Origin of the sequence: Acinetobacter colistiniresistens (genome assembly GCF_000413935.1) — a bacterium.
Lineage (GTDB): Bacteria > Pseudomonadota > Gammaproteobacteria > Pseudomonadales > Moraxellaceae > Acinetobacter > Acinetobacter colistiniresistens.
Map to the genome: position 1 here is coordinate 1 of NZ_KE340384.1, position 23,955 is coordinate 23,955.

Annotated in this window: 17 protein-coding genes, 1 tRNA gene and 1 rRNA gene; 6 read left to right on the forward strand and 13 right to left on the reverse strand. The window is 44.3% G+C overall.

Features of this window, described 5'->3' with window-relative positions:
• Position 1: 1 nt before the first annotated feature.
• The 5 genes from F907_RS00895 to F907_RS00875 all read right to left on the reverse strand — a co-directional run bounded on the left by F907_RS00895 (position 2) and on the right by F907_RS00875 (position 5,846).
• A tRNA-Ile gene (locus tag F907_RS00895) sits at positions 2 to 78 on the reverse strand.
• Between the two features lie 59 nt (positions 79 to 137).
• A 16S ribosomal RNA gene (locus F907_RS00890) occupies positions 138 to 1,675 on the reverse strand.
• Between the two features lie 704 nt (positions 1,676 to 2,379).
• Complete coding sequence (locus tag F907_RS00885) at positions 2,380 to 4,356, reverse strand: BCCT family transporter (protein ID WP_005240355.1); 1,977 nt, start codon at positions 4,354 to 4,356, stop codon at positions 2,380 to 2,382.
• Between the two features lie 152 nt (positions 4,357 to 4,508).
• Positions 4,509 to 5,204 carry an ion channel gene (locus F907_RS00880; RefSeq protein ID WP_005240358.1) on the reverse strand — a complete coding sequence of 232 codons (696 nt, stop codon included), beginning with the start codon at positions 5,202 to 5,204 and terminating at the stop codon, positions 4,509 to 4,511.
• A gap of 45 nt (positions 5,205 to 5,249) precedes the next feature.
• On the reverse strand, positions 5,250 to 5,846 hold the full coding sequence (locus tag F907_RS00875) for a TetR/AcrR family transcriptional regulator (protein WP_005240360.1): 597 nt from the start codon (positions 5,844 to 5,846) through the stop codon (positions 5,250 to 5,252).
• A gap of 85 nt (positions 5,847 to 5,931) precedes the next feature.
• Here F907_RS00875 and F907_RS00870 point away from each other — a divergent pair, with 85 nt between their 5' ends.
• Complete coding sequence (locus F907_RS00870; RefSeq protein ID WP_005240362.1) at positions 5,932 to 7,140, forward strand: oxygenase MpaB family protein; 1,209 nt, start codon at positions 5,932 to 5,934, stop codon at positions 7,138 to 7,140.
• Between the two features lie 53 nt (positions 7,141 to 7,193).
• On the opposite strand, the gene F907_RS00865 is transcribed toward F907_RS00870, so the two are convergent.
• Positions 7,194 to 8,909, reverse strand: a complete 1,716-nt coding sequence (locus F907_RS00865) for a cation acetate symporter (protein WP_010589811.1) — start codon at positions 8,907 to 8,909, stop codon at positions 7,194 to 7,196.
• A 1-nt stretch (position 8,910) separates the two neighbouring features.
• Positions 8,911 to 9,243, reverse strand: coding sequence for a DUF485 domain-containing protein (locus F907_RS00860; protein WP_005240366.1), 333 nt, complete (start codon positions 9,241 to 9,243; stop codon positions 8,911 to 8,913).
• Positions 9,244 to 9,427: 184 nt separating this feature from the next.
• Here F907_RS00860 and F907_RS00855 point away from each other — a divergent pair, with 184 nt between their 5' ends.
• Both F907_RS00855 and F907_RS00850 read left to right on the forward strand, forming a co-directional pair.
• Positions 9,428 to 12,922 (forward strand): hybrid sensor histidine kinase/response regulator, encoded by a 3,495-nt coding sequence (locus F907_RS00855; RefSeq protein ID WP_005240368.1) that lies wholly within the window; start codon positions 9,428 to 9,430, stop codon positions 12,920 to 12,922.
• Positions 12,923 to 13,238: 316 nt separating this feature from the next.
• Positions 13,239 to 14,000 carry a hypothetical protein gene (locus F907_RS00850; protein WP_005240370.1) on the forward strand — a complete coding sequence of 254 codons (762 nt, stop codon included), beginning with the start codon at positions 13,239 to 13,241 and terminating at the stop codon, positions 13,998 to 14,000.
• A 47-nt stretch (positions 14,001 to 14,047) separates the two neighbouring features.
• On the opposite strand, the gene F907_RS00845 is transcribed toward F907_RS00850, so the two are convergent.
• From F907_RS00845 to def, 4 genes are all read right to left on the reverse strand, one after another.
• Positions 14,048 to 15,235: a hypothetical protein gene (locus F907_RS00845; protein ID WP_005240372.1), complete on the reverse strand. Its 1,188-nt coding sequence runs from the start codon at positions 15,233 to 15,235 to the stop codon at positions 14,048 to 14,050.
• Positions 15,236 to 15,301: 66 nt separating this feature from the next.
• The gene (locus tag F907_RS00840) at positions 15,302 to 17,422 is read right to left on the reverse strand and encodes a TonB-dependent copper receptor (protein WP_005240373.1); all 2,121 of its coding nucleotides are present in this window, start codon (positions 17,420 to 17,422) and stop codon (positions 15,302 to 15,304) included.
• Positions 17,423 to 17,494: 72 nt separating this feature from the next.
• The gene (locus tag F907_RS00835) at positions 17,495 to 17,932 is read right to left on the reverse strand and encodes a DUF2946 family protein (protein ID WP_005240374.1); all 438 of its coding nucleotides are present in this window, start codon (positions 17,930 to 17,932) and stop codon (positions 17,495 to 17,497) included.
• 11 nt (positions 17,933 to 17,943) lie between these two features.
• On the reverse strand, positions 17,944 to 18,474 hold the full coding sequence (gene def / locus F907_RS00830; protein WP_004656477.1) for a peptide deformylase: 531 nt from the start codon (positions 18,472 to 18,474) through the stop codon (positions 17,944 to 17,946).
• A 122-nt stretch (positions 18,475 to 18,596) separates the two neighbouring features.
• Here def and F907_RS00825 point away from each other — a divergent pair, with 122 nt between their 5' ends.
• The 3 genes from F907_RS00825 to F907_RS00815 are packed head-to-tail and all read left to right on the forward strand — an operon-like array spanning position 18,597 to position 21,491.
• The gene (locus tag F907_RS00825; protein WP_005240377.1) at positions 18,597 to 19,748 is read left to right on the forward strand and encodes a LysM peptidoglycan-binding domain-containing protein; all 1,152 of its coding nucleotides are present in this window, start codon (positions 18,597 to 18,599) and stop codon (positions 19,746 to 19,748) included.
• Positions 19,749 to 19,758: 10 nt separating this feature from the next.
• Positions 19,759 to 20,886: a DNA-processing protein DprA gene (gene dprA / locus F907_RS00820; RefSeq protein ID WP_005240378.1), complete on the forward strand. Its 1,128-nt coding sequence runs from the start codon at positions 19,759 to 19,761 to the stop codon at positions 20,884 to 20,886.
• Positions 20,887 to 20,921: 35 nt separating this feature from the next.
• Positions 20,922 to 21,491 carry an L-threonylcarbamoyladenylate synthase type 1 TsaC gene (locus F907_RS00815; protein WP_005240380.1) on the forward strand — a complete coding sequence of 190 codons (570 nt, stop codon included), beginning with the start codon at positions 20,922 to 20,924 and terminating at the stop codon, positions 21,489 to 21,491.
• A 418-nt stretch (positions 21,492 to 21,909) separates the two neighbouring features.
• Here the strand turns inward: F907_RS00815 and F907_RS00810 are convergent, their stop codons facing one another.
• Positions 21,910 to 22,827, reverse strand: coding sequence for an ABC transporter permease (locus tag F907_RS00810; protein WP_005240382.1), 918 nt, complete (start codon positions 22,825 to 22,827; stop codon positions 21,910 to 21,912).
• 9 nt (positions 22,828 to 22,836) lie between these two features.
• A complete protein-coding gene (locus F907_RS00805) occupies positions 22,837 to 23,943 on the reverse strand; it encodes an ABC transporter permease (RefSeq protein WP_005240384.1) in 1,107 nt (368 codons plus the stop codon).
• Positions 23,944 to 23,955 lie beyond the last annotated feature (12 nt).

Genomic DNA, 23,955 nt, shown 5'->3' on the forward strand with positions numbered 1-23,955 from the left:
TTGGTGGGTCTGACAAGACTTGAACTTGTGACCCCACGCTTATCAAGCGTGTGCTCTAACCAACTGAGCTACAGACCCTCAGATACATCTTCGAAGAACAACTTGTTGTGGATTCTTACCAGTCACCAATCTTTCGTTAAGGAGGTGATCCAGCCGCAGGTTCCCCTACGGCTACCTTGTTACGACTTCACCCCAGTCATCGGCCACACCGTGGTAAGCGTCCTCCTTACGGTTAGACTACCTACTTCTGGTGCAACAAACTCCCATGGTGTGACGGGCGGTGTGTACAAGGCCCGGGAACGTATTCACCGCGGCATTCTGATCCGCGATTACTAGCGATTCCGACTTCATGGAGTCGAGTTGCAGACTCCAATCCGGACTACGATCGGCTTTTTGAGATTAGCATCCTATCGCTAGGTAGCAACCCTTTGTACCGACCATTGTAGCACGTGTGTAGCCCTGGCCGTAAGGGCCATGATGACTTGACGTCGTCCCCGCCTTCCTCCAGTTTGTCACTGGCAGTATCCTTAAAGTTCCCGACATTACTCGCTGGCAAATAAGGAAAAGGGTTGCGCTCGTTGCGGGACTTAACCCAACATCTCACGACACGAGCTGACGACAGCCATGCAGCACCTGTATCTAGATTCCCGAAGGCACCAATCCATCTCTGGAAAGTTTCTAGTATGTCAAGGCCAGGTAAGGTTCTTCGCGTTGCATCGAATTAAACCACATGCTCCACCGCTTGTGCGGGCCCCCGTCAATTCATTTGAGTTTTAGTCTTGCGACCGTACTCCCCAGGCGGTCTACTTATCGCGTTAGCTGCGCCACTAAAGCCTCAAAGGCCCCAACGGCTAGTAGACATCGTTTACGGCATGGACTACCAGGGTATCTAATCCTGTTTGCTCCCCATGCTTTCGTACCTCAGCGTCAGTATTAGGCCAGATGGCTGCCTTCGCCATCGGTATTCCTCCAGATCTCTACGCATTTCACCGCTACACCTGGAATTCTACCATCCTCTCCCATACTCTAGCTTCCCAGTATCGAATGCAATTCCCAAGTTAAGCTCGGGGATTTCACATCCGACTTAAAAAGCCGCCTACGCACGCTTTACGCCCAGTAAATCCGATTAACGCTCGCACCCTCTGTATTACCGCGGCTGCTGGCACAGAGTTAGCCGGTGCTTATTCTGCGAGTAACGTCCACTATCCTAGAGTATTAATCTAAGTAGCCTCCTCCTCGCTTAAAGTGCTTTACAACCATAAGGCCTTCTTCACACACGCGGCATGGCTGGATCAGGCTTCCGCCCATTGTCCAATATTCCCCACTGCTGCCTCCCGTAGGAGTCTGGGCCGTGTCTCAGTCCCAGTGTGGCGGATCATCCTCTCAGACCCGCTACAGATCGTCGCCTTGGTAGGCCTTTACCCCACCAACTAGCTAATCCGACTTAGGCTCATCATTTAGCGCAAGGTCCGAAGATCCCCTGCTTTCTCCCGTAGGACGTATGCGGTATTAGCATTCCTTTCGGAATGTTGTCCCCCACTAAATGGCAGATTCCTAAGCATTACTCACCCGTCCGCCGCTAGGTTAGGTAGCAAGCTACCCTTCCCCGCTCGACTTGCATGTGTTAAGCCTGCCGCCAGCGTTCAATCTGAGCCATGATCAAACTCTTCAGTTTAAAATCATTAGTAGCTTATGGCTACAAATCTTGGCTCATCAATTTTCTGACTAAAAATTCGCTCAAATAAACTTCGAGAAATTTCTACTCTTCAATCAATGAAATATTTTCGATTGATCAACTAGTAAAAATCCACACAAGTTGTTCTTCTATTCTCTTAATGATCTTCTCGATGATTCGTCATCATCAAGCTAGGTCGGCTATATTACTCTCAATTTCTTAAAAGTCAACAGGTAATTTAGATATTTAGTAAACTTATCAATCAACTCAAGAATCCAACCTTTTCAGCCAAATCCTTGTTTCTCAACAAGTTTTTATCTGCATCACCGCCGATGGATGTGCATTCTACAGCATTTCAGAACCGTTGCAAGCACTTTCAAAAATTAAATTATTCGGTTGTTTTATTTTTAAACTTTAACGCATCTAATTCACTGATTTATATAATTTAAAATTTATTAATTATCTTAAAAGTGAATTTAAACACACTAACCATTTGAAATTTAACTACTTTATTAAAAATATGTTTTTATTATCAGCAATAAAACCGCTTTATTTTTATATTTTGCTTTTATTTTAAACACCTCACTCGATTCAAAAATCTGTCTCCTATTCAATGAATGTTTAAAATTCCATCACCCAGAATAAAAACAACGGCTTTGATCGCTCAAAACCGTTGTTTTCAGTATTGCAATAAGTACTTTCTCTTAAGGAGTACTCCCTCTCACAATATTCAAGAAGTATAGATGACGTTCATATTGATCAATAATGTCCTGGATTAAATCTTCCTGCGTCCAATCCATCACATCATAGTTTTGCCCACCCTCTCTTAAGAAGACTTCTGCTTGGAAGTAATTGGCCTCATCTTCCTCCGCTCGTCCCAACATAAAACTTGGTGGAACAGTGGCATGGGAGATCACTTTATAAGTGAAGTTAATTTCATGATGATGATCGACATGCAATTGCAGACCATTTTCGATTTCACGTATCTCCACTTCCAAGTGACGGCGTTTAAATTCACGTTGAATACTTTCAAAGGCTTTACGCACCTGTGTCTCGATATAGTGCTGAACTTCAGTTTCTGTATGCGGGTAATGCATGATCAGACCCAGACGTTGCTGCCAACTACGTGGATTATTGATGGCACGTGGGGTAATGCGCGCTTCCTGAATGGCTTTCATCTTGGTGACATCCAGCTTTAAGGCCTTTAACAGCCCCCAGCTCATCAGCAACATAATAAAAGTAAAAGGTAATGCACTCATAATGATGGAAGATTGCAATGCAGACAGACCACCCACCAACAATAGAATAATGGCCAATGCTGCCATCAACACCGTCCAAAACAAACGTTGCCATGTTGGAGAGTTTTCAGTTTTAGCGGTGAGATAATCGGTAACCAACGCACCCGAATCCGCAGAGGTGACGAAAAAGAGCATCACCAATACCGTCGCCAATAAGCTCATCACTCCTGAAAACGGCAAGTGATTCAAAAACTCAAATAAAGCCACTGATGAATCCGTTTGCACAGCATGAAGCAAACTTACATTATGTTCTTGCATAATACTGAATAAAGCAGCATTACCTAAAAAGCCCATCCAGATGATGGTAAAGCCTGTCGGGATGAGTAATACCCCCACAATAAATTCACGGATGGTTCGTCCACGTGACACACGCGCAATAAACATCCCCACAAATGGTGACCATGAAATCCACCATGCCCAGTACATAATGGTCCAACCGCCAATCCAGCCATTCGGTTGATAGGCATAGAGGTTAAAGGTCATACCAAATAGATTCGACATATACGAACCCATGTTTTGAATGGTGGTTTGCAGTAAATAGATACTTGGCCCCGCAATAAACACAAAGGCCAGCAGCACCAAAGCCAGAATCAGATTCAGCTCAGAAAGGCGTTTTACCCCCTTATCTAAGCCCAAAAATACGGACATGGATGCCAAAATACTCACAAATACAATTAAACCGACTTGGACTTGGCTACTTTGCTCGATTCCAAATAGATAATGTAGGCCTGAGTTGATTTGCGTCACACCAAAACCGAGAGAGGTTGCTACACCAAAAACGGTACCAATGGTAGCGAAGGTATCAATACCATCGCCCCAAGGCCCATAAATTTTCTTACCAATAATGGGATATAAAGCCGAACGGGTTTTTAACGGCAGATTATGGCGATAAGCAAAATAGGCCAAAGCCAGTCCAACCACGGCGTAAATCGCCCATGCATGTAAACCCCAATGGAAAAAGGTAATCCTCAGGGCTTGTTGTGCCGCAGCTACACTTTCAGGGTCACCACTCGGTGGGCTGACATAGTGCATCACAGGTTCAGCCACACCAAAGAACATCAAACCGATGCCCATGCCTGCGGTAAACAGCATGGCAAACCACGAGCCATTGCTATATTCAGGTTGGCTGTGATCAGGTCCTAATTTGATTTTACCGCTGGCTGAACAGGCAATATAAATCAGCAGAATCAGAAATACCGCAACAGATAAAACATAGAACCAGCTAAAAGAGTCCGTAATCCATTGCTTCAGTTGTTGGGTCAAAAATTCAAATGAACTGGGTGCGATGACAACGATTGCGATAAAAATCGCAATGATTATTACCGTGCTTAAAAACACGTTTGGATTCACATTCGCAAACTGCGAAGATGGCTTGGAAGGCATAATTCCCTCACGTTATTCTAATGATAATGGACAGGCCATAATGGCCAAAGAAGACATTCACACAGTGAACAAAAGCGAGCTTAAATTTCGCAAAACTCGGTATAAATTATAAAAAATGTGAAAAATAAAGCAGTTGTAATGCTGTAACAAAGCTAATCTTTATCATTCAACTGTTTAGGCACATGCGCAATATACTGTAAAGCAATCAAACGAGAGACCACCACAGCCAGATACATCACCCCACCAAACATTTGTAACATGGCCAGCACACGAGCTGCTGGACTCAGTGGCATCAAATCAGACAGACCCGTTGCCGATTGCAGGCTAAAGCTGAGGAAGAGTAGATCAAGCCAACTTTGTAGTGCTTGTGGCTGATTGGGATTTTGGAAACTATCAGGCAGAATTAGCTGACAGATACTATATAGAAAGGCAAAAGCCCAAGCGATTAAGGTAAATACCGCTCCCGCTGCAAACAATTCATCTTTGGTCAGATAACGATCCGCAAACATATAGCGCAACAGACCATAGGCCGCATAGAAATAGGCCAAAGCTTCGAAACTATGGGCAATGATTTGAATGGTCGGGTTGCCATAACCCATAAAAATCATAATCGAAAATAGAAAGGCACCACTGACAAAGATCAGTCCCCAAAAGGTAAACACAGGGCTTTGCCGAATCACTTTGGCAATAATCAATAATGCCAAAACACCCAAGGACCAGGTTAAAGCCCGATATTCACTGTGCCCTGTAGTCAACATATATAAAACCAATAACGCCAGCTGAACCAGTAATAACCATGCCGATGGCAATAGCCGAAAGCTATCCCAAAATTGTTTTAAGCTCTGCATGTTGTTTTCCTTGCTATTGTTATGATTTTCATTGTGTTAATCGCATCAGAATGTAACTAAAAAGGCAACAATCATTTTAGAGAGTTCTTGTTGCAGTCGTTGTTCTTCAATCAACAAGGTATTCTTACTGGCATAACGCATCATGGTAAATAAAGTACTGTTAATTATCACAAAAGATTTATGTTTTAAAGTTTCAAAATCCCAGTGTGGATAATAGCGACCAAATAAATACATGCCGATTTCCAGAAAATGTTGTTCCAGTAGCTGTGCCGCTTCGGAATCGCTATAGGCATGCCAGTTTTTGAGAATCTCGATGAAAAAACCCTGATCGGATTTCAACGTTTCAAAGCCAAAAGCGATACTTAATCTGATGATGTCCTGAATAGCAGTTTGTTGTTGCAGCATCACCAGTTGCTTGAGTGCTTGCCCCAAGTGTTCACTTTTACGCAACAGCAATTCCGCGATGATCTGTTCTTTATTTTCAAAATACTGATAAATTGAACCGACACTAACCCCTGATTTTTCAGAAATTTTTGGGGTTGTGATCTGTAGCACACCATACTCAGAAATACATTTCTGTGTCCCTTCCAGAATGCTGTTAACAATCATTTTGGCGCGCTGTTGCTGTGGTCTTTTTCTCATCCTCAGCCTCAATTGAAATGCGAATTGAATGCGAATAAATATTCATATTAAGCTTTGATTAAATAACAATCACAGGCAGTATGCAATGCAAAGCATCGTTAGACCTAAACGCTTGGCGGCGTTTGAAGACATGATTCAAACCAATATCAAAACTAAAATTCTCAGTTATATGACTCATCAGCAGGTGCAACCGAGCTATGAAGAATACCTCGCGCTCAATACCGCCCTGCAAAGCGGAGATGCACCGATGGATCAATTGCTGCTGTGGGTATTACAAAATCCCAAACAGCATCGTAAATACTTTGAAACGGCGCTATACGAAGGTCTCGATAAATTGCCGCATGAAATTGCTGAACTGACCGCCTTCTTCCAGTTAGTGGAACAAAAACCTGATTGGTATGAACAAGTCAAAATCGATGAAGCCATTAAATTTACTTATCGCCTCGGCATCAATAATGGACTTGTTCTGCGAGATTTATCGCTAATGACAGGTTATTTGTACCCTGGTTTTAATCAACCTTTAATTCTGACAGGCGCTTTAAAAAAACAGGCAGGAACCCGTTTAGCCGAAACCACCAAATGGTGGGTGGATATCACCGAACCAAACGGGTTTGAACGTTTTAGCAAAGGCTTTACCTCTACGATTTTTGTACGTTTTATTCATTCACTTGTTCGTCATCAGCTACAAAAATCAGAGAAATGGGATGCCGACACTTGGGGTCTACCAATCAACCAGTATGATCAGGCGATGACCAATATTGCTTTTAGTGGTGTGGTACTGATTGGTATTCGGGCTTTGGGGGTTTTTCCTAACAAGCAGGAAATTGATAGCTTTTTACATTTCTGGAAATATGTAGGCTGGTTAATGGGTGTGGATGAAAAATGGTTAGTCAATAAAGAATCAGAGGGTTGGAAAATGATGTACTGGATGCAATTTGCACACCCCCAATCAGATGCCAGCAGTATTTCATTAGGTTCCAGTCTGTCCAAAGAACCCTTCGAGCGGAAATATCGCTATCTACGCTCTTTCCAGCAGAAGCTGGCGTATAAGCAACATCTAGAAATTACCCAGTTTTTTATTGGTCGCAAAAAAATGCAGAAGTTGGGTTTAGCCCCACAATCGGCCTCATGGTTTGCCTATTATCTGATTGGTCGCAATTTAGCGCTGTATAGCAGTGCCAAATTTATTCCAAAGTTAAACCGAGTGCTTGAGCAAAATGGACGACATCTACAACGCATCGGCTTGTCTCTTTATCGAAATCAGACGCAGCAACTGGCCAGTATGCATCAATAGTCCATAAAAAAGCCCTCAATCAATGAGGGCTTTTATTTTACAATTGATTGTGATTAATGATCTGAAGCACCAGATGCACCGATCCCCGTCATTGAGCGAACAAACTGAGCATCAAAGGCTTTACGCTCTTTCTCTGCACGTGCTGATTTGTCCGTAACCGAGAAGAACCAGCAGCAAAGGAATGAAAGCGGCATAGCAAATAATGCTGGACCATTGAATGGGTTTGGCGCAGTTTCAGAAATCGCCAGTGTATCTACCCAAACCGCTTTCGACAGAATGATCAGGCTCACTGCACCCACGAGACCAACAACACCACCAATCACTGCACCACGTGTGGTTAAACCTTTCCAGAACATGGATAACACCAACACTGGGAAGTTTGCACAACATGCCACCGAGAAGGCCAAACCCACCATAAAGGCTACGTTTTGTTTCTCGAACAAAACCCCCAAGATCATGGCAAAAATTGCTAAACCTAGCGTTGCGATTTTTGACATACGCAACTCTGATTGTGGCGTGGTTTTGCCTTTTTTAAACACGTTGGCATACAGGTCATGTGAAATTGCAGATGCACCTGAAAGGGTTAAGCCCGCTACCACAGCAAGGATGGTTGCGAATGCCACCGCAGAGATAAAGCCCATGAACAGGTCACCGCCGACGGCATCACTTAAGTGAACCGCAGCCATGTTGTTCCCCCCCACCAACTCCAATTTACCCGTCAATGCTGATTTCGCTACATCAAGAAACTGTGGATTGTTGGCAACAAACAGGATCGCACCAAAACCGATAATGAAGGTCAAAAGATAGAAGTAACCAATAAAGCCTGTTGCCACCACAACCGATTTACGTGCTTCTTTCGCATCTTTCACAGTGAAGAAACGCATCAAGATATGCGGTAGGCCAGCCGTACCAAACATCAAGGCCAGACCAAGAGAAAGCGCATCAATCGGGTTGGCAGCCAGTTTACCCGGTCCCATGATTTTTGCGGCTTCATCCCAACTCATATGATGTACTTGGCTATAAACACCAATGGCTTGGTTAAACATATTGGTGAAGCTAAAACCAACCGCTTTCATGACCATGAAAGCCATAAAGGTTGCACCACTGAGTAACATGACCGCTTTAATAATTTGTACCCAAGTCGTCGCCAACATCCCACCGAACATGACATAGGCCATCATCAGCAAACCGACGATCACTACAGCAATGTTGTAGTTCAAACCAAAGAGTAGTTTGATCAACTGACCTGCACCCACCATCTGTGCAATCAGATAGAACGCAACCACCACCAATGAGCTGAATGCAGCCAAGGTACGGACGGGTTTTTCTTCCAGACGGAATGACACCACATCGGACAGGTTATATTTACCCAAGTTACGCAAACGTTCCGCCACCAAGAATAAAACGATTGGCCAACCCACCATGAAACCCAGTGAATAGAGTAGACCATCAAAACCAGAACTGAATACGAGTGCCGAAATACCGAGGAACGATGCCGCTGACATAAAGTCACCTGCAATCGCCAAACCATTTTGAAAACCGCTGATTCCGCCACCTGCGGTATAGAAGTCTTGTGCGGATTGCGTCTGTTTTGCTGCCCACTTGGTGATGAACAAGGTAAAACCAACAAAGATCATAAACATAATGATCGCATGCCAGTTGGTTGCCTGCTGTTCAGCCGCACCCAAATCTGGGCCCGCAAATGCGACACTGCTACAACAAAAGCTGAGCAGCGTAAACAATATCGCTTTAAATGATGTCCCTTTCATCTCAGTGCATCCCTTTTTCATGTGCAATGGCCTCAACTTCCTTGAGCGCCTCTTCATTCAGTTGGTCGAGCGTATTATTGGCAATGTAGGAATACACACCACATAAGACAAATGACAATACGATAATGCCTAACCCAAGAGGAATTCCCCAAGTAGTTACGCCACCGCTAAATGAACTCGCTAAAAATTCTTTGTTGTAACCAACCAAAAGCATAAATCCAACGTAGATAAACAGCATGATTGCTGTTAATGTCCAACTTAATGTGCGCTTTTTGCTGACCATCTCTTGAAACTTTGGATTATGTAGAATGCGATCTACCTGTGAATCATCCATAATCAACTCCTTATTTTTGTGCCCAACCGTGGACCCTTTTCCGCATGGGATTTTTCATTATTCAAATTAACAAGATTATGCTTGACTCGTAACTTAGACTTTGGTCTCTAAATGCAAATCTCTACTCCTTGCTCTGCCTGTGCTTCGGGTATGATAAAAAATGGAATTTGATCACGTGAGCAATATGAACAGTTGGCTTATTCTTGGGGTATTGGCCCTGTATATTGTGCTGTTATTCGGCTGTGCTTTTTTTGGTGAAAAACACGCCAGCCGTTTAGGTATGCGCGGTCGGATGCTGCTGTTCAGTTTAACCTTGGGTGTCTATTGCTCTTCATGGACCTTTTACGGTGCGACAGGCGCAGCCGTTCGCCAAGGTGTGATTTTCCTCCCCATTTATCTGGGTCCATTACTGTTTATCTGGTTTGGTTATGATATCTGGAAGCGCTTAGGCCGGATTCGTCAGCACCATGCCATTTCGTCGATTGCCGATTTTGTTGCCGCTCGTTACGGCAAGAGCGGTAGTTTAGCTGCGTTAGTGACCATTCTGGCCGTGATTGCAATTGTGCCCTATCTGGCGTTGCAACTGCGTGCCATTGCCTTGAGTGCGTCAGTGATTCTGGAGCAAAATGCCCATATTCACACCACCACCAATAGTGTGTTGGTATTGACAGCCGTACTGGCAATTTTGGCGATGATTTTTGGTACCCGTCATATTGCGCATACCGAACAACACGGCGGCTTGATGTTAGCCGTTGCATTTGAGTCCTTTGTCAAACTGTTTGCTCTACTCTGTGTAGCGGCTTTCTTCTTATTGCAATCGCCTGACAATATCAAACAGGTCAGCAGCGATGTTCACCAGCATTTCCATGACCTGCAACAATTGGGCGTTCCTGAAACCTTTTGGGTGCAGACCTTGTTGGCGGGCTTAGCCATGATTTGCCTGCCGCGCCAGTTTCACGTGGCCGTGGTCGAATTACGTGATGAAAAACATATCCGCGGCGCACGACGCTGGTTCGCGGCTTATCTCATTCTGACTGTGATTGCAATTATCCCGATTGCCAGTTGGGCATTACACTCCTTACCAGAATCACTGGGTACGCCAGATATAGCGGTATTGGCCCTGCCTTTAAGCTATCAACAAGAATGGTTGGCCTTATTGGCATTCTTAGGCGGCTTTTCAGCTTCAACAGGGATGCTGTTGGTGGCCTCAGTAGCACTGTCGATCATGCTGAGTAATGACCTGATCATGCCTGCATTATGGCGCTTTAAAATCATTTCCCGCCATGATCAACATTTGCCGCGTGTGCTGAAACTGACCCGTCGGATTAGCATCATCAGTGTGATGTTGCTGGGTTTTTTATTCTTCCACTTCTTTAATGACATTAACCAGCTTTCTGTTTTTGGTTTATTGGCCTTTAGTGCAGTGGCACAATTTTCTCCTGCACTGATTGGTGGACTCTACTGGCGCGGTGCCAGTCGTCAAGGGGTCTATGTCGGCTTACTCATGGGCTTTGCCATGTGGAGCTATACACTGCTCTTCCCAACGGTATTGCGTAGTTTGCCTGATCATTATCAAGACTTTGCACAACATCTGTTATTGTTTGGCCCTTTTGACATTAATGGCTTACGTCCTGAAGCACTCCTCGGATTTGAATCTTTTGCGCCCCTCACCCACGGCGTATTGTGGTCATTGGGTCTCAACGTGGTGCTGTATATCTGGGTATCTCGCCTCTATCGTCCAAGTGTGGCGGAACAAATTCAGGCAGAAAGCTTTTTCTATTATGAAAGCAAACCGTTGCCATCTGCACAATCGAATACTGACCTGACCGACCTGCATTTGAATGCTGCACGCCTCAAAGTCGGTGATCTACTGGCTCTGGCCAAACGGGTTACAGGGGATAAGCCTACCCTGCAAGCCTTCCAGCAGTTCTGTGAACAAAACCATGTAGTTTTAAATGAGAATCACGTAGCCAATGGCATGTGGTGGCGTTTCACCGAGCAGTATCTGGCAGGTATTATTGGGGCAGCCTCTGCCCGTACCTTGCTGACCACCGCCATGATTAACAATGGCCTAGCCCTTGGGCAAGTCGCCAATATTCTGGATCAGGCCTCGCAGTGGCAACGTTTCAACCAAAACTTACTCATGACCATGATTGATCATATGACCCAGGGTGTCAGCGTGGTAGATAAAAACATGTGTCTGGTGGCATGGAATAATCAATATCTTAAACTGTTTGATTATCCTAAGGATCTGGTCTATGTCGGCTGTCCAATCGCTGATTTGATTCGTTATAACGCGGAGCGTGGTGAATGTGGTCCCGGCCCTGTGGAAGAACACGTCCGTAAACGGCTGCACTGGATGAAAGTCGGCAGTGCACATGAATTTGAGCGCATCCGTAAAGATGGTTTGGTCATTCAAATGCGCGGCAATCCAATTGAAGGCGGTGGTTTTGTCACAACATTCGCGGATATTACCGCCTTCCGCGAAAATGAAGCCATCTTGGAAGAGCGTGTCAGTGATCGAACTCAACAGCTAGCCAATGCCCTGACTGAACAGCAATTGGCGCTGGAACAAGCCGATAAAGCCAATCAATCCAAAAGCCGCTTTTTGGCAGCCGCCAGCCATGACTTATTACAGCCGATGCATGCAGCACGTTTGTTTAGTACCGCGCTAGAACAAAGCGTACATTCAACGGAAGATCAACAAACCTTGCAACAGCTGGATCGTGCCCTGTATGGCGCGGAAAGTATGCTCTCTGCACTACTGGATATTGCCCGTTTGGAAGGCGGTACCATTCAAGCTAAACGTCAAGCCTATTCTCTGCATGACCTGTTAAATGACCTTGAGCTGCAATTTAAATCGATTGCGGCGCAACGCAATATTCAACTGTCTGTACATGATACCCAGTTCTGGGTAGATACGGATCCACAATGGATGCGACGCATTATTCAGAACTTTGTCAGCAATGCCTTGCGTTATACCGCACAAGGCCGTGTGGTGGTCGGGGTATTACGCTCCGCACATCGCCCGAAGCATATTCGGATTGGGGTCTGGGATACTGGCCCTGGGATTAATGAACAACAACGCCTGAAACTATTCCAAGAGTTTGAACGTTGTGGGCACACCTCACCTTGGGGTGAACAAGGTCTTGGTCTCGGGCTGGCGATCGTGCAACGCATGACCAGCCTGCTTGATTTTCCGGTATATGTGTATTCGCAACTGGGCAAAGGCTCATGCTTCATGATCGAAGTGCCGTTGGTCGATGCACCGAAAATTAAGATGAACACGCCACAAGTGACCGCACTACAGCACACCGCCTACAAAGTGTTGTGTTTGGATAATGATGAAACCATTTTAGCAGGCATGCGCACCTTGCTAAGTAAATGGGGGTATCAGATTTTTACGGCCACTGAACCTGAGCAAGCATTGCAATTGATTGAACAGGAAGATATTCAGGTTTGGCTCATCGACCAACATTTAAACCATGATCAACGTGGTCTAGATTTCATTGAACAATATCGTCCTGCACATATTCCAGTGGCCCTGATTACTGCAGATTCTGATCCTGAGTTACCACAATATTTAAAGCAGCAGAATATTGTATTGTTGAAAAAGCCATTAAAACCTGCGGGTTTAAGAGCTTGGTTATCAGGTTTAAAAATCATGCCAATGCAATAAATGACCAAATATTTTGCAACATAGGCAGAAACCATCAAAAAGCAGCGCTTAGTGCAACGATAAATTGACCAAAGTGCTCAAATCATGATTGGCTATGGCAAAAACGTTCACTTACATTAGTGAACGTTTGTACACTTACTTACAATTACATAAGATAATGTTTTTATTTATAAATTTTAGCATAAAAATCCTATCTACAACTTTAGTCGTATTCTACTTGCTTTCTTGATCCCGCATAAATTGATCAACGAGATTGAAAGCCCAATGAAGGTTTATTGGGTTCTCATCAGAAACATTGTCAAAAAGGACATTGATCATGAATAGTAATCACTCATCAACTGACCACAGTTCACAACAGCTGTATCGCCAATATAGTGCCAATGCATTATTACCTGAACTGGATTGGCAAACGATTTTTGTGCATAGCAAACTGGAGGATACCCATTTACGTGCACTGAATACGCTTTATCAAGCCGCTGTTCCACTGGCACTCAATGTATTTGATCAACTCAATTTTGATGTGTTTGCACCTGCGGCTTATCATCCACAAGGCTTGGGCTTATTTGAAAAACTGGCACAACAAGAACAAAAATTCTTGGAAGCGCTGGAAAATGAATCTGCTCATCTTGACCATGAGACCCGCTATCAAATCTGGAGTATGTTATTGCGTGGTGGTGCGGTACTGGTATTCAAAGCCTGGTTAGGCCATGTCAAAGGCGGCGAAAACCAGCTCGATAAAACCCATTTTGATGAACTTTCTGACTTACTATTTATCAAAACACGTCCCGATCAATTGGCTCAACGCTTAAAAGTTGATACCAATGCCCCGCTTACCCATATTTTCTTGATGTATGAAAATGACGTGTTTCTGGATCACTTTAACAGTTTGGAAACCGCCGCTTTATTTGTTGATTTGGGTGTATATGATGCTGCATTTTTAAGTTTGCGTGATGATCGTGTGGCTGAATATCTCAAAGCCAAAGGTTATGTGACTCAAGAGCAGATTGATGATTTGCAATGCGCATTGAATCCCTTGTATTGCGATAGCTTAATGCCAAAACAGGATTGTCTGGCCTAACCGACCGAGGCCACAATCAAGATTGTGGCTTCGCTTTGGCTTTTCATTCAAGAACGATCTTTTTCTAAACGCTGTTTATGGATCTGCATCACCACATCACTAAACTCGTTTAAAACATAATTGACCCATAAACGGCTATACCAGTTATATTCAGTGGATAAACGATAATCAATGCTCAGAATCAACTTGGTGGTGTGCGCATCGATTTGTTGCAACTGATAATCTGTTTTCAGCAAATCGAAATACTTACCGCCCATTTCCAGGTGGTCATCCAGTGATCCCTTCGGAAAAGAATCTGGAGCAAACTGGTATTTCCATGACAATAAATACGGCGCATGTGATGCGGTCACCTTTTCTTCAAACTTGATACCACGTTCCCACTGGATGGTGCGTATCAACTCGCCTTCATGCTGCTCGGTCATACCAAAAATAGGTTTGGGAAAGCCCATGCTAAAAATAAAACTGTGTTTGACTTCTTCAGGCTGAATCTTACCAATTTGGTTAATAGCCTGAAATACTTGCTGTGCTGGCGCATGAATCACGACCGAGCGCTGGGTTTGTCCATATTCAGTACGGCTAAAATCAGGCAACAACAACCATAAAATCAGAGGCAGCAGTGCAAAAGAATAGATTTTTGCACTAGGTTTCCATAGATAATGACAAATCAATCGCATCAAGCCCGCACCCAGCAGCAACCCCATCAACAGAATGGGTAAGAGCATGATTAGACAGATAATGCCTTCTCTCAACACGATCACACAGAATACAATTACGATCACAAAAACAAGCGGCTGAATTTTAAACAGTCTGGAGAGAAAAATGGGATTGGGCTGTTTTCGAATCATAAAGTATTCGAATAATGAACCGAGTATTGCCGGAATCACGAGAACCACGACAAAGGACATTAGATCTTTGGCATAACTACTCAGCAGCACGGTAAATGCCATCAAGCTCGCAGCCAGAATTAGCGGTAAAATCCGTAAAAAAGACGATCTGGCTGGATAAACCTTTTCCAAAGCATAAGGCAGATCATGAGTTAAATTTGTCAGAACAAGCACATAACTGTTCTGCTCATGCTTAATTTTATGCACATGGTAGTGCCTGAATCCTGCCTGCCGCAACATCTGATCGATACTGTCCCGAACTTCATCAGTCCAGGCTTCAACTACAATGCGGGCATACCCCTGTTGTTGTAATTCTTGAATAATTGTTTTTGGATCCTGAAGATAATGCATGCCGGCCTCGATTCAAATCTCAATCAGCCCAATGCAGGTCATTGAGCTGATTGATTCTAACCGAGCTTAGAACTTCATGCTCATACGCATCCAATAATTGCGTCCAGTATTATTGAACTGCTCTTCACTGGCAAAACCAAAGCCTGAACTACCGGCTTTATTGAGATGCTCTGTATAAGTTTTATCCAACACATTATCGACACCGACTGAAAGGTCGATATCTTTACTCAGACTATAACTACCATTTAACGAAATCGTTGAGAAACCAGCACTTGGCTTGAGGTCATAACCCACAATGTTCCCTTGATGCAAACTGACACGGTTTTGCTGATCTACCACACGCCACAACATGCCCAGTGTATATTTATCTGCGACATAACGTAGGTTCAAACGTCCTTCTAATGGTGCAATTTGTGGTAAAGGTGTATTGTCCGTGGTATTTTTACCCCACGCATACATGGCACTTAGATCCGCTTGGATATGATCAGTAAACTGATAGCCAATTCCAGCCTCGGCACCTGCAATCGTGGCATCCACATTCTTGGCACTTGCAGTAATCTCACTGCTGCCATGCCCGCCATGTCCACCACCATGCAAATGGCTATGATCGTGATAATTCATCAGAATATAATCATCAATCAACCCTGCATACGCCGACACCCAAGACGTAAAAGCGCCCTGTTGCTGGGTAAAACCAAAATCTAACTGCAAGGTTTTCTCTGGACGCACACCATTAAAAGTATTTGTCGAACCTGCATTGCCATGTTCAGGACTGAACAACTCCCAATAATCAGGCATACGTTCGACATAACCTACGCCAACATAACTATTTAAGCCATGTTCAACATTCTGATTTTCCAAACGCACAAATGCACTTGGTAGAGTTTTTTCAAGCTGGGTATTGAATCCTTTGGTTTTCGAATCAACACGCTCATCATCAACAGTGACTTGGTCTACGCGAGCACCTGTCACAATCTTATTCTGCGGGTTCAATTGATAAGTCAACTCACCGAAAGCACCATAAGACTGGAAGCGCATATCCTGACGGAAGGGTACATTCATCGATGGCATGGTCGGCGATGACATACTGCCACCATGTTTATTGAACTGAGAATCAACTCCAGTAATTAAACTCCATTGATTCCATTCCGAGGTCATGGCCAAACGCGAGTTCAAGGTACGGCGTGTCACTTGCATGGCCATCGGGTTTGGCATCAGCATGGTCATGCCATCATGGCTCATTTCAACCAAAGGCGGTGTACGCAAACTATAGTTATCCATAATATGGTCGTTATAGCTATAGTTCACCTGAGCTTCAATTTTCTTGATCACATCGGTGACATTTTTCTTTTCAAACCGTAAACCTAAGCTTTCACGCGCAAATTGTGCACCGTCCATACCACGACCAGCATATTCCGCTTCACCATCAGCCTTGCCACCCGTCAATTCCAGCCAGGTATTCTCATCTGGCATCCAGCCTAAAGCGACATCGGCATTCCAGCGTTCCCATGAAGATGGAATGGTTTTACCATCACCATCTTGATAACTATTCGATTCAGAACGGTTGGCATTTAAGCGGATATATTTTTTCTCATCACCAACTGCTGCTTCAACATTCTGATCTAAACGTCCAAACGAACCCCACAATACACTCGCCTGCCCACGATATGGTTTTTCTTGCGTAAGCTTTTCAGGTTCACGTTCAAAAATCACCGTCGCTGCTGAGCCGGTATTGGCATATTGAACAGTTTGCGGCCCTTTAATCACTGAGATTCGATCATAACTTTCAGGGGAAATATAAGAGGTTGGTGCATCCATACGAGCAGGACATGCACCGAGGTTCTCGCTACCATCAGTCAAAATCTTGATGCGGGAACCAAACATACCACGGAAAGTTACATCCCCATTGGTACCACCACTTTGTATCGAATTAAACCCCATAATGCTTTGTAGATAATCCGCCCCATCTGTCGCAGGGATCGGTTGAATCGGTTGCTTTGGATCGGCTTGCACCACCAGACCATTATTCTGATTCGGTTGTTGTGCTGTTATCACAATCGGTGCAAGTGAGGTGTGCGCATGATGAGTATCTGCTTGCTCAACAGGATTTGCCCAAGCCATCACTGTATTTGAGGCAGCCAAGATCGCAACCGTAAGCGGTTGTAGTAAAAATTTAGGTTGAGCCATGATCGGTCTCTCTTAAAACATAAATAAAACGTGGCTAGGGCTATAAAAACCCTAACGAAAATAAAGTCTTAATTATGCAAAGAGTGGTGGTGCTCGCCCTTGAGGCAATAAAAACAAACGTTGTAGCGCAAAATAAATATGCTTAAACGCTTGTTGATAGGCAACTAGACGGATTTGGATGCGGACCAGAACTTCTTTCACCCCAAATTCAGGCGGCAATACCAAATTGGCATACACCGTACAGTACTGACATTGGTGATTGGGATCGTGATGATCGTGTTGCGGCCTCGACACTTGAGCCTGTTCAAGCTGAGCTACATGATGCTGAGATGCATGGGCCGAATGGCTCTGCGAAGCTTGTAATTTAGGTAAGAGTAAGGCCTGAGTAATGGTTTCACAGACTGGCGCGATTTGATACTGCTTCGGAAGTAACGGCTGCAAGAAAACCGCAATCTGTAAACAGACCGCGGTTAAGGCAAGCAGCAAGCCACAACGAAACAGAGACAACATCTTTAAAAAAATTATCGCTTGACGCTAACTTTTTCTTTTTCGCGCTGGCGAACCACCTTTTCCACTTTTTCACGTGCGCGCTGACGCTTCAATGGTGATAAATAGTCAACAAAAAGTTTGCCATTTAAGTGATCCATTTCATGTTGGATACAAACAGCGAGAAGTTCGTCAGCTTCTAACTCAAATGCTTGACCTTCAAGGTTAATTGCCTCGATTTTTACGCGTGACGGACGCTCAACTTTGTCGTATATTTGAGGCACAGAGAGACAGCCTTCTTCATACGGCTGCGTATCTTCGGTCAGTGGAATGACTTTGGGGTTAATGAACACCATCGGTTGGTTTTTCTCTTCAGAGATGTCCATAACAATAAGCTGAATATGATGATCAACCTGAGTTGCCGCTAAACCGATACCCGGTGCCTCGTACATGGTTTCAAACATATCTGCTGCAAGCTGACGAATATCATCAGTGACTTCTTCGACTGGCTTGGCAATGGTACGAAGGCGGGGATCAGGAAAACTTAGAATAGGTAATAAGGCCATACTGTCGTCCTCACTTATGCCATTGATCAAAAAACCAACTGAAGGGAATGCTTGATCAAAAAATTGTGTGTAAAGTCGTTATTATAGCGCAACTACACACATAATTTTTAGGAATTATGATAATGAAAAAGGTTTTAAACGGCATACACTCATTTCATGCCTTGGGGTTAAAAAAACAACTGATTGCTGCTGCGATTTGTGCAGGACTGGGGATGGGAGTAAATTTTGCCCATGCAGCCAGCCCAAATGTCAGCCCACCCTCAGTTAAAGTCGGTGCCCCACACGTTTATGTGGTGAAAAAAGGCGATACACTTTGGGATATCTCAGGGAAGTTTTTAAGCAAGCCATGGCGCTGGCCAGAAATCTGGGCAAGCAACAAACATGTCAAAAATCCGCACTGGATTTATCCAGGCGATCGCTTGCTGCTGTGCAGCTTGAACGGTAAACCCTTAGTTGGTAAAGATGAAGGCGACGGTTGTGACGGAATTATCCGTCGTTATACGGGGAATACCTCAACATTACGCCCACAAGTGCGTGTCGAAGCATTGAACAACAGCGTTCCAGTGATTCCTCTGGCCGATATTCAACAATGGCTGGAACGTACTTCAGTTCTGCCAGCGGATGCCATTGCCAACACTCCTTATATCCTGGGCACAGCAGATAACCGTGTCATCGCTGGTAAAGGTCAGAGTGTTTATGTCCGAGGCAAAGGTCTGGAAAATGGCCAACGCTATGGGGTCTTCCGTGAAGGTGAACCTTATGTGGTCTTAGATCCAAATGGTAAAAAGCAGGTCCTTGGTGTTGAACTGACCCAAGTCGCTTCAGGCGTTACCATTCGCAATGAAAATGACATCACCACGCTTGAACTCACGGAAAGTTATAACGGCGAAGTGCGGCGTGGCGATCGGGTAATGGCCGAACAAGATGCCATGTTACCGACTTTATTCTATCCCGTTGATGCTCAGCAGATCAAAGACGGCGGCAAAATCATTCGGGTGATGGGTTCAATTGGTACAGCGGCCAAAAATGGCGTTGTAACGATTGATCGTGGCACCGCAGACGGCGTTGAAATCGGTCAGGTGCTCAGTGTCTACCAAGATGGTGAAATGATCAGAGACCCAAAAACCAAAGAAAAAGTTAAACTACCAGGTCAATATCTGGGAAGCATCATGGTCTTTAAGAGCTTTGATCGGATCAGCTATGCCTACGTGCTTGAAAGTGAACTGCCAATCAAGATTGGCTCAAATATTAAGCCACCCCGCCTCGATGACTGAGTAATTGCCGATGTTGAATCAACTATCACCACATCACTATCACACTGTGCTGGTGTGGTATTTGGTTCAACATTCACTCTCCAGTTTTGCCAAGCTTCAACAACATTTTGGTAATTGTGAACAAGCCACACAGCCACACCGTTTCTCTGAATGGTCACAACTGGGCTTACACGCCAATCACTTAAAACGTTTGGCGGAATTTCAAAGTCCTCAGGGTCAACAACAATTTAAACAGTTGCTTGATCAGGTGTGTAAACATAGTGATTTTATCCTGACTCCTGAAGATCTGGGCTATCCGACCCAATTACAGCCTTATGCAGACCGCCCCCCGATTTTATTTGGACAAGGTCAGGCACAAGCCTTATTACAACCGCAAATTGCCATGGTCGGTAGTCGTAAACCGAGTCCTCATGGACGACAAGTTGCTTATGATTTTGCCTATTATCTCAGTGAAAAAGGCTTCTATATCAGCAGTGGTTTGGCGCAGGGTATTGATCAAGCCGCGCATCAAGGAGCTTTAGCTCATCAACGTACCATTGCCGTGACGGGCACTGGTTTAGATAGCGTTTACCCTGCTCAGCACAAGCAATTGGCACAACAAATTACCCAATCAGGTGCTGTCATCACTGAGTTTTTACCCTCCACCCTGCCATTGCAACAGCATTTCCCAAGACGTAATCGAATTGTCAGTGGTTTGAGTCTGGGGGTATTGGTGGTCGAAGCTGCACTGAAAAGCGGCTCTCTCATCACAGCGAATGAAGCAGCCAATCAAGGCAAAATGGTCTTTGCGATTCCTGGACATATTTACAGTGAGCATCATCAAGGTTGTCATCAACTGATTCGGGAAGGTGCGATTCTGGTCGACCATCCCGAGCAAATCATTGAAGATTTAGCCTTGCCAACGCAATGGCAAACGCAACAACAAACCGTGGAAGCCATCAACTCTCCACCTAGCCTGCCAACCCATTTGATTGCGTTGTATCAAAGTCTAGACTGGGTCGGACAAGATATAGATCAACTGGCACAGCGCCATCCAATCACGACTGCAGCACTCACCGCTCAATTGATGGAGCTGGAATTACTCGGTTTATGCCTGCAACAAGCAGGCCGCTATTTACGTTGCCGCCCAATGCATTAAACTAGTCATATTCTCCCATTTGTTTTAGTTATCCTATGATTACTTCCTCTATTGCTGAAGCAGCACATCTATTAAAACAAGGGCAGGTTCTGGCTTATCCGACCGAAGCAGTCTGGGGCCTAGGCTGTGACCCCTTCAATGAGCAGGCATTTCAGGACATTTTGGAACTGAAGCATCGTCCCGTTGAAAAAGGGGTGATTTTATTGGCGGGACATATACAGCAAGTAGAACATTTATTGCAGGACTTAAATACAGACATCCGCCAGCAAGTGATCGCCAGCTGGTCTGATCGTCAGCCAACTGAACGTGCGACGACATGGCTATTGCCTGCAAATGCGTCTATTCCGACGTGGATTAAAGGACAGCATCCGCTAGTTGCAGTTCGGGTCACCACACATCCTCTCTGCATAAACCTCTGCCAGCAATTTGGTGGCTTTATTGTTTCGACCAGTGCCAACCCGACAGGTCTTGCACCTGCGCAGAGCTTAGACAGTGCACAGGTTTATTTTGGCAACAACTTAAATTACCTTCAAGGAGATTTAGGGTTGAGTAGCGAACCAAGTCGCATTTTAAATGCTTTAACCGGTGAAGTGATTCGTGCTTAATTAGGTGAATAGCGGACAAAAAAAAGCTCAGTTATATAGGGATAACTGAGCATAAAAAGGATGTGTATAAGCACATCCAGAGGGTTCATCAATTTGGTGAGCAACGTATTCATTATCCAATGAATCATCTTGCTATGTTTGCTATTATGAGGGAATAATCACATTTATACAAATATATTATTTATCTAACAAAAAGTGTGAAAAGCGTACAATTTTTGTCACTCCTACATTTTCAATAAAATTATATTGATATTTTTATTCAACTTTTTTTGATCATAAATTCAAGAGTTGTTAAAAATATATTTGCAAATCATATAGAAGACACGGCAAAAAAATTTTAATTTTAATTTTAGATGCTTAAAATCTGATAATAAATAGATGATCCAAGCTGATTCATCTATTGATCATCATAAAAATATTAAGGAATAAAGGATTTCCCCAATGATGCAGGTAAGTTCATTTGCAATAGTTTTTTATCACGTGAAATCAGGACCAGAACTAAAATCGTAACCACATACGGCAACGCAGCCAGTAATTCGACAGGCAGATCCAGACCCAACGCTTGCGCATGGAATTGTAAAATGGTGACACCACCAAATAAATAAGCACCGACTATCAATCGTGCAGGTTTCCAGACCGCAAATACCACTAGTGCAATGGCAATCCAACCACGGCCTGCTACCATATTTTCAACCCATAATGGCGTATATACCGTTGATAAAAATGCCCCACCTATTCCAGCCATTGCTCCACCGAACAACACGGCACCATAACGAATCAACAGTACTGGATAACCCATGGCATGTCCTGACTCTGGTGACTCGCCCACCGCTTTAAGCAATAAACCCAGCTTGGTTTTTGCCAAAATCCACCAAATGACAAAAAAAGATAAAATCGATAAATACACCATATAATTTTGGTGAAATAAAATCGGCCCAATAAAAGGGATCTCCGACAGGACGGGAATATCCAGTGCCTTTAGCCCCTCCAAACTGTTACTGACAAAATGTTGCCCCACGAAAGCGGATAACCCTACACCGAAAATGGTTAATGCAAGCCCACATGCAGCCTGATTAGCTGCGAGCGAAAGGGCCAAAATTGCAAAAATGAGTGCAGCACTCGCACCTGCAATGGCCCCTGCCAAAAGTCCTGCCGCAGGCCCTAGACCTGTGCTTGCACAAAAAGCAAAACCCGCAATGGCACCAATCAACATCATGCCTTCAACACCCAGATTAATCACCCCTGTTCGCTCTGCAACCAACTCACCCATTCCTGCAAAAATCAGGGGTGTGCCTGCGGCTAGAGTACCCGCCAAAATTGGAACTAAATCAATCATGTCTAACTCCTAAGCTGTTTCAATGGATGCAATCGAAGATGTATGCTTTTTCATTGTTTCAGACCTGCCAAACCGATAGCGATTTTCGATGAAAGCATCCGCAGCCAATAAGAAAAACAACAACATTCCCTGAAATAATCCTGTAATTGCCGCAGGAAGCTGTAGATTTAGCTGTGCGGTTTCTCCACCAATGTAGAGCAAGGCCATCAAAAATCCTGACAAAACAATCCCGATCGGGTTTAATCGTCCCACATACGCCACAATAATTGCGGCATAACCATAACCTGGGGAAATATTTGGATTGAGTTGTCCAACCGGACCTGCAACCTCACCAATGCCTGCAATACCTGCCATAAAACCTGAAATCATAAGACTAAACCAGATAGCCTGCTTTGCAGAAAACCCCGCGTAGCGTGCAGCATCAGGTGCTTGACCACCGACTTCAAGCTGATATGCAAGAAAACTGCGTTTACTAAACAGCCAGAATGCCAACACTGCAAAAATGGTCACCCCAATCACAGCATTGATTCGTGTGCCTTCAAATAAAATAGGAAATAAAGTTCCACCGTCGAACATAACCGATTGTGGAAAATTCATGCCTTCAGGATCTTTCCACGGCCCGTTAATCAAATACAGTAAAATAAATGTCGCAATATAATTCAGCATTAATGTGGTCAGAGTTTCTTGCGCATTAAAATGGGTTTTTAGTAATGCAGGAATAGCTCCCCATAAGGCTCCGCCAATTGCACCCGCAATCACCATAGAGGGTAAGACCCAGAATGCGGAGGTTCCCTGACAGGCAATGGCTAAACCACCGCCAAAAATTGCCCCCATAATAAGCTGGCCTTCAGCACCGATATTAAAAATACGGGCTTTAAATCCAACAGATAGGCCTAATGCAATTAAAATTAAGGGGCTGGCTTTAATAATCAACTCACTCCAGCCATACCAACTGGATAAGGGTTCAATAAAGAACACCAGAAATGCTTCAAGCGGATTTTTGCCTAAAATCATAAATAATAGGCCACCAATAGAGAATGTTGCCACCAAAGCAATTAAGGGAGAAAGCCACTTCATTAAAATCGATGGATGATCACGCGGTTCGAGTAAATGCATATGTAACCCCAG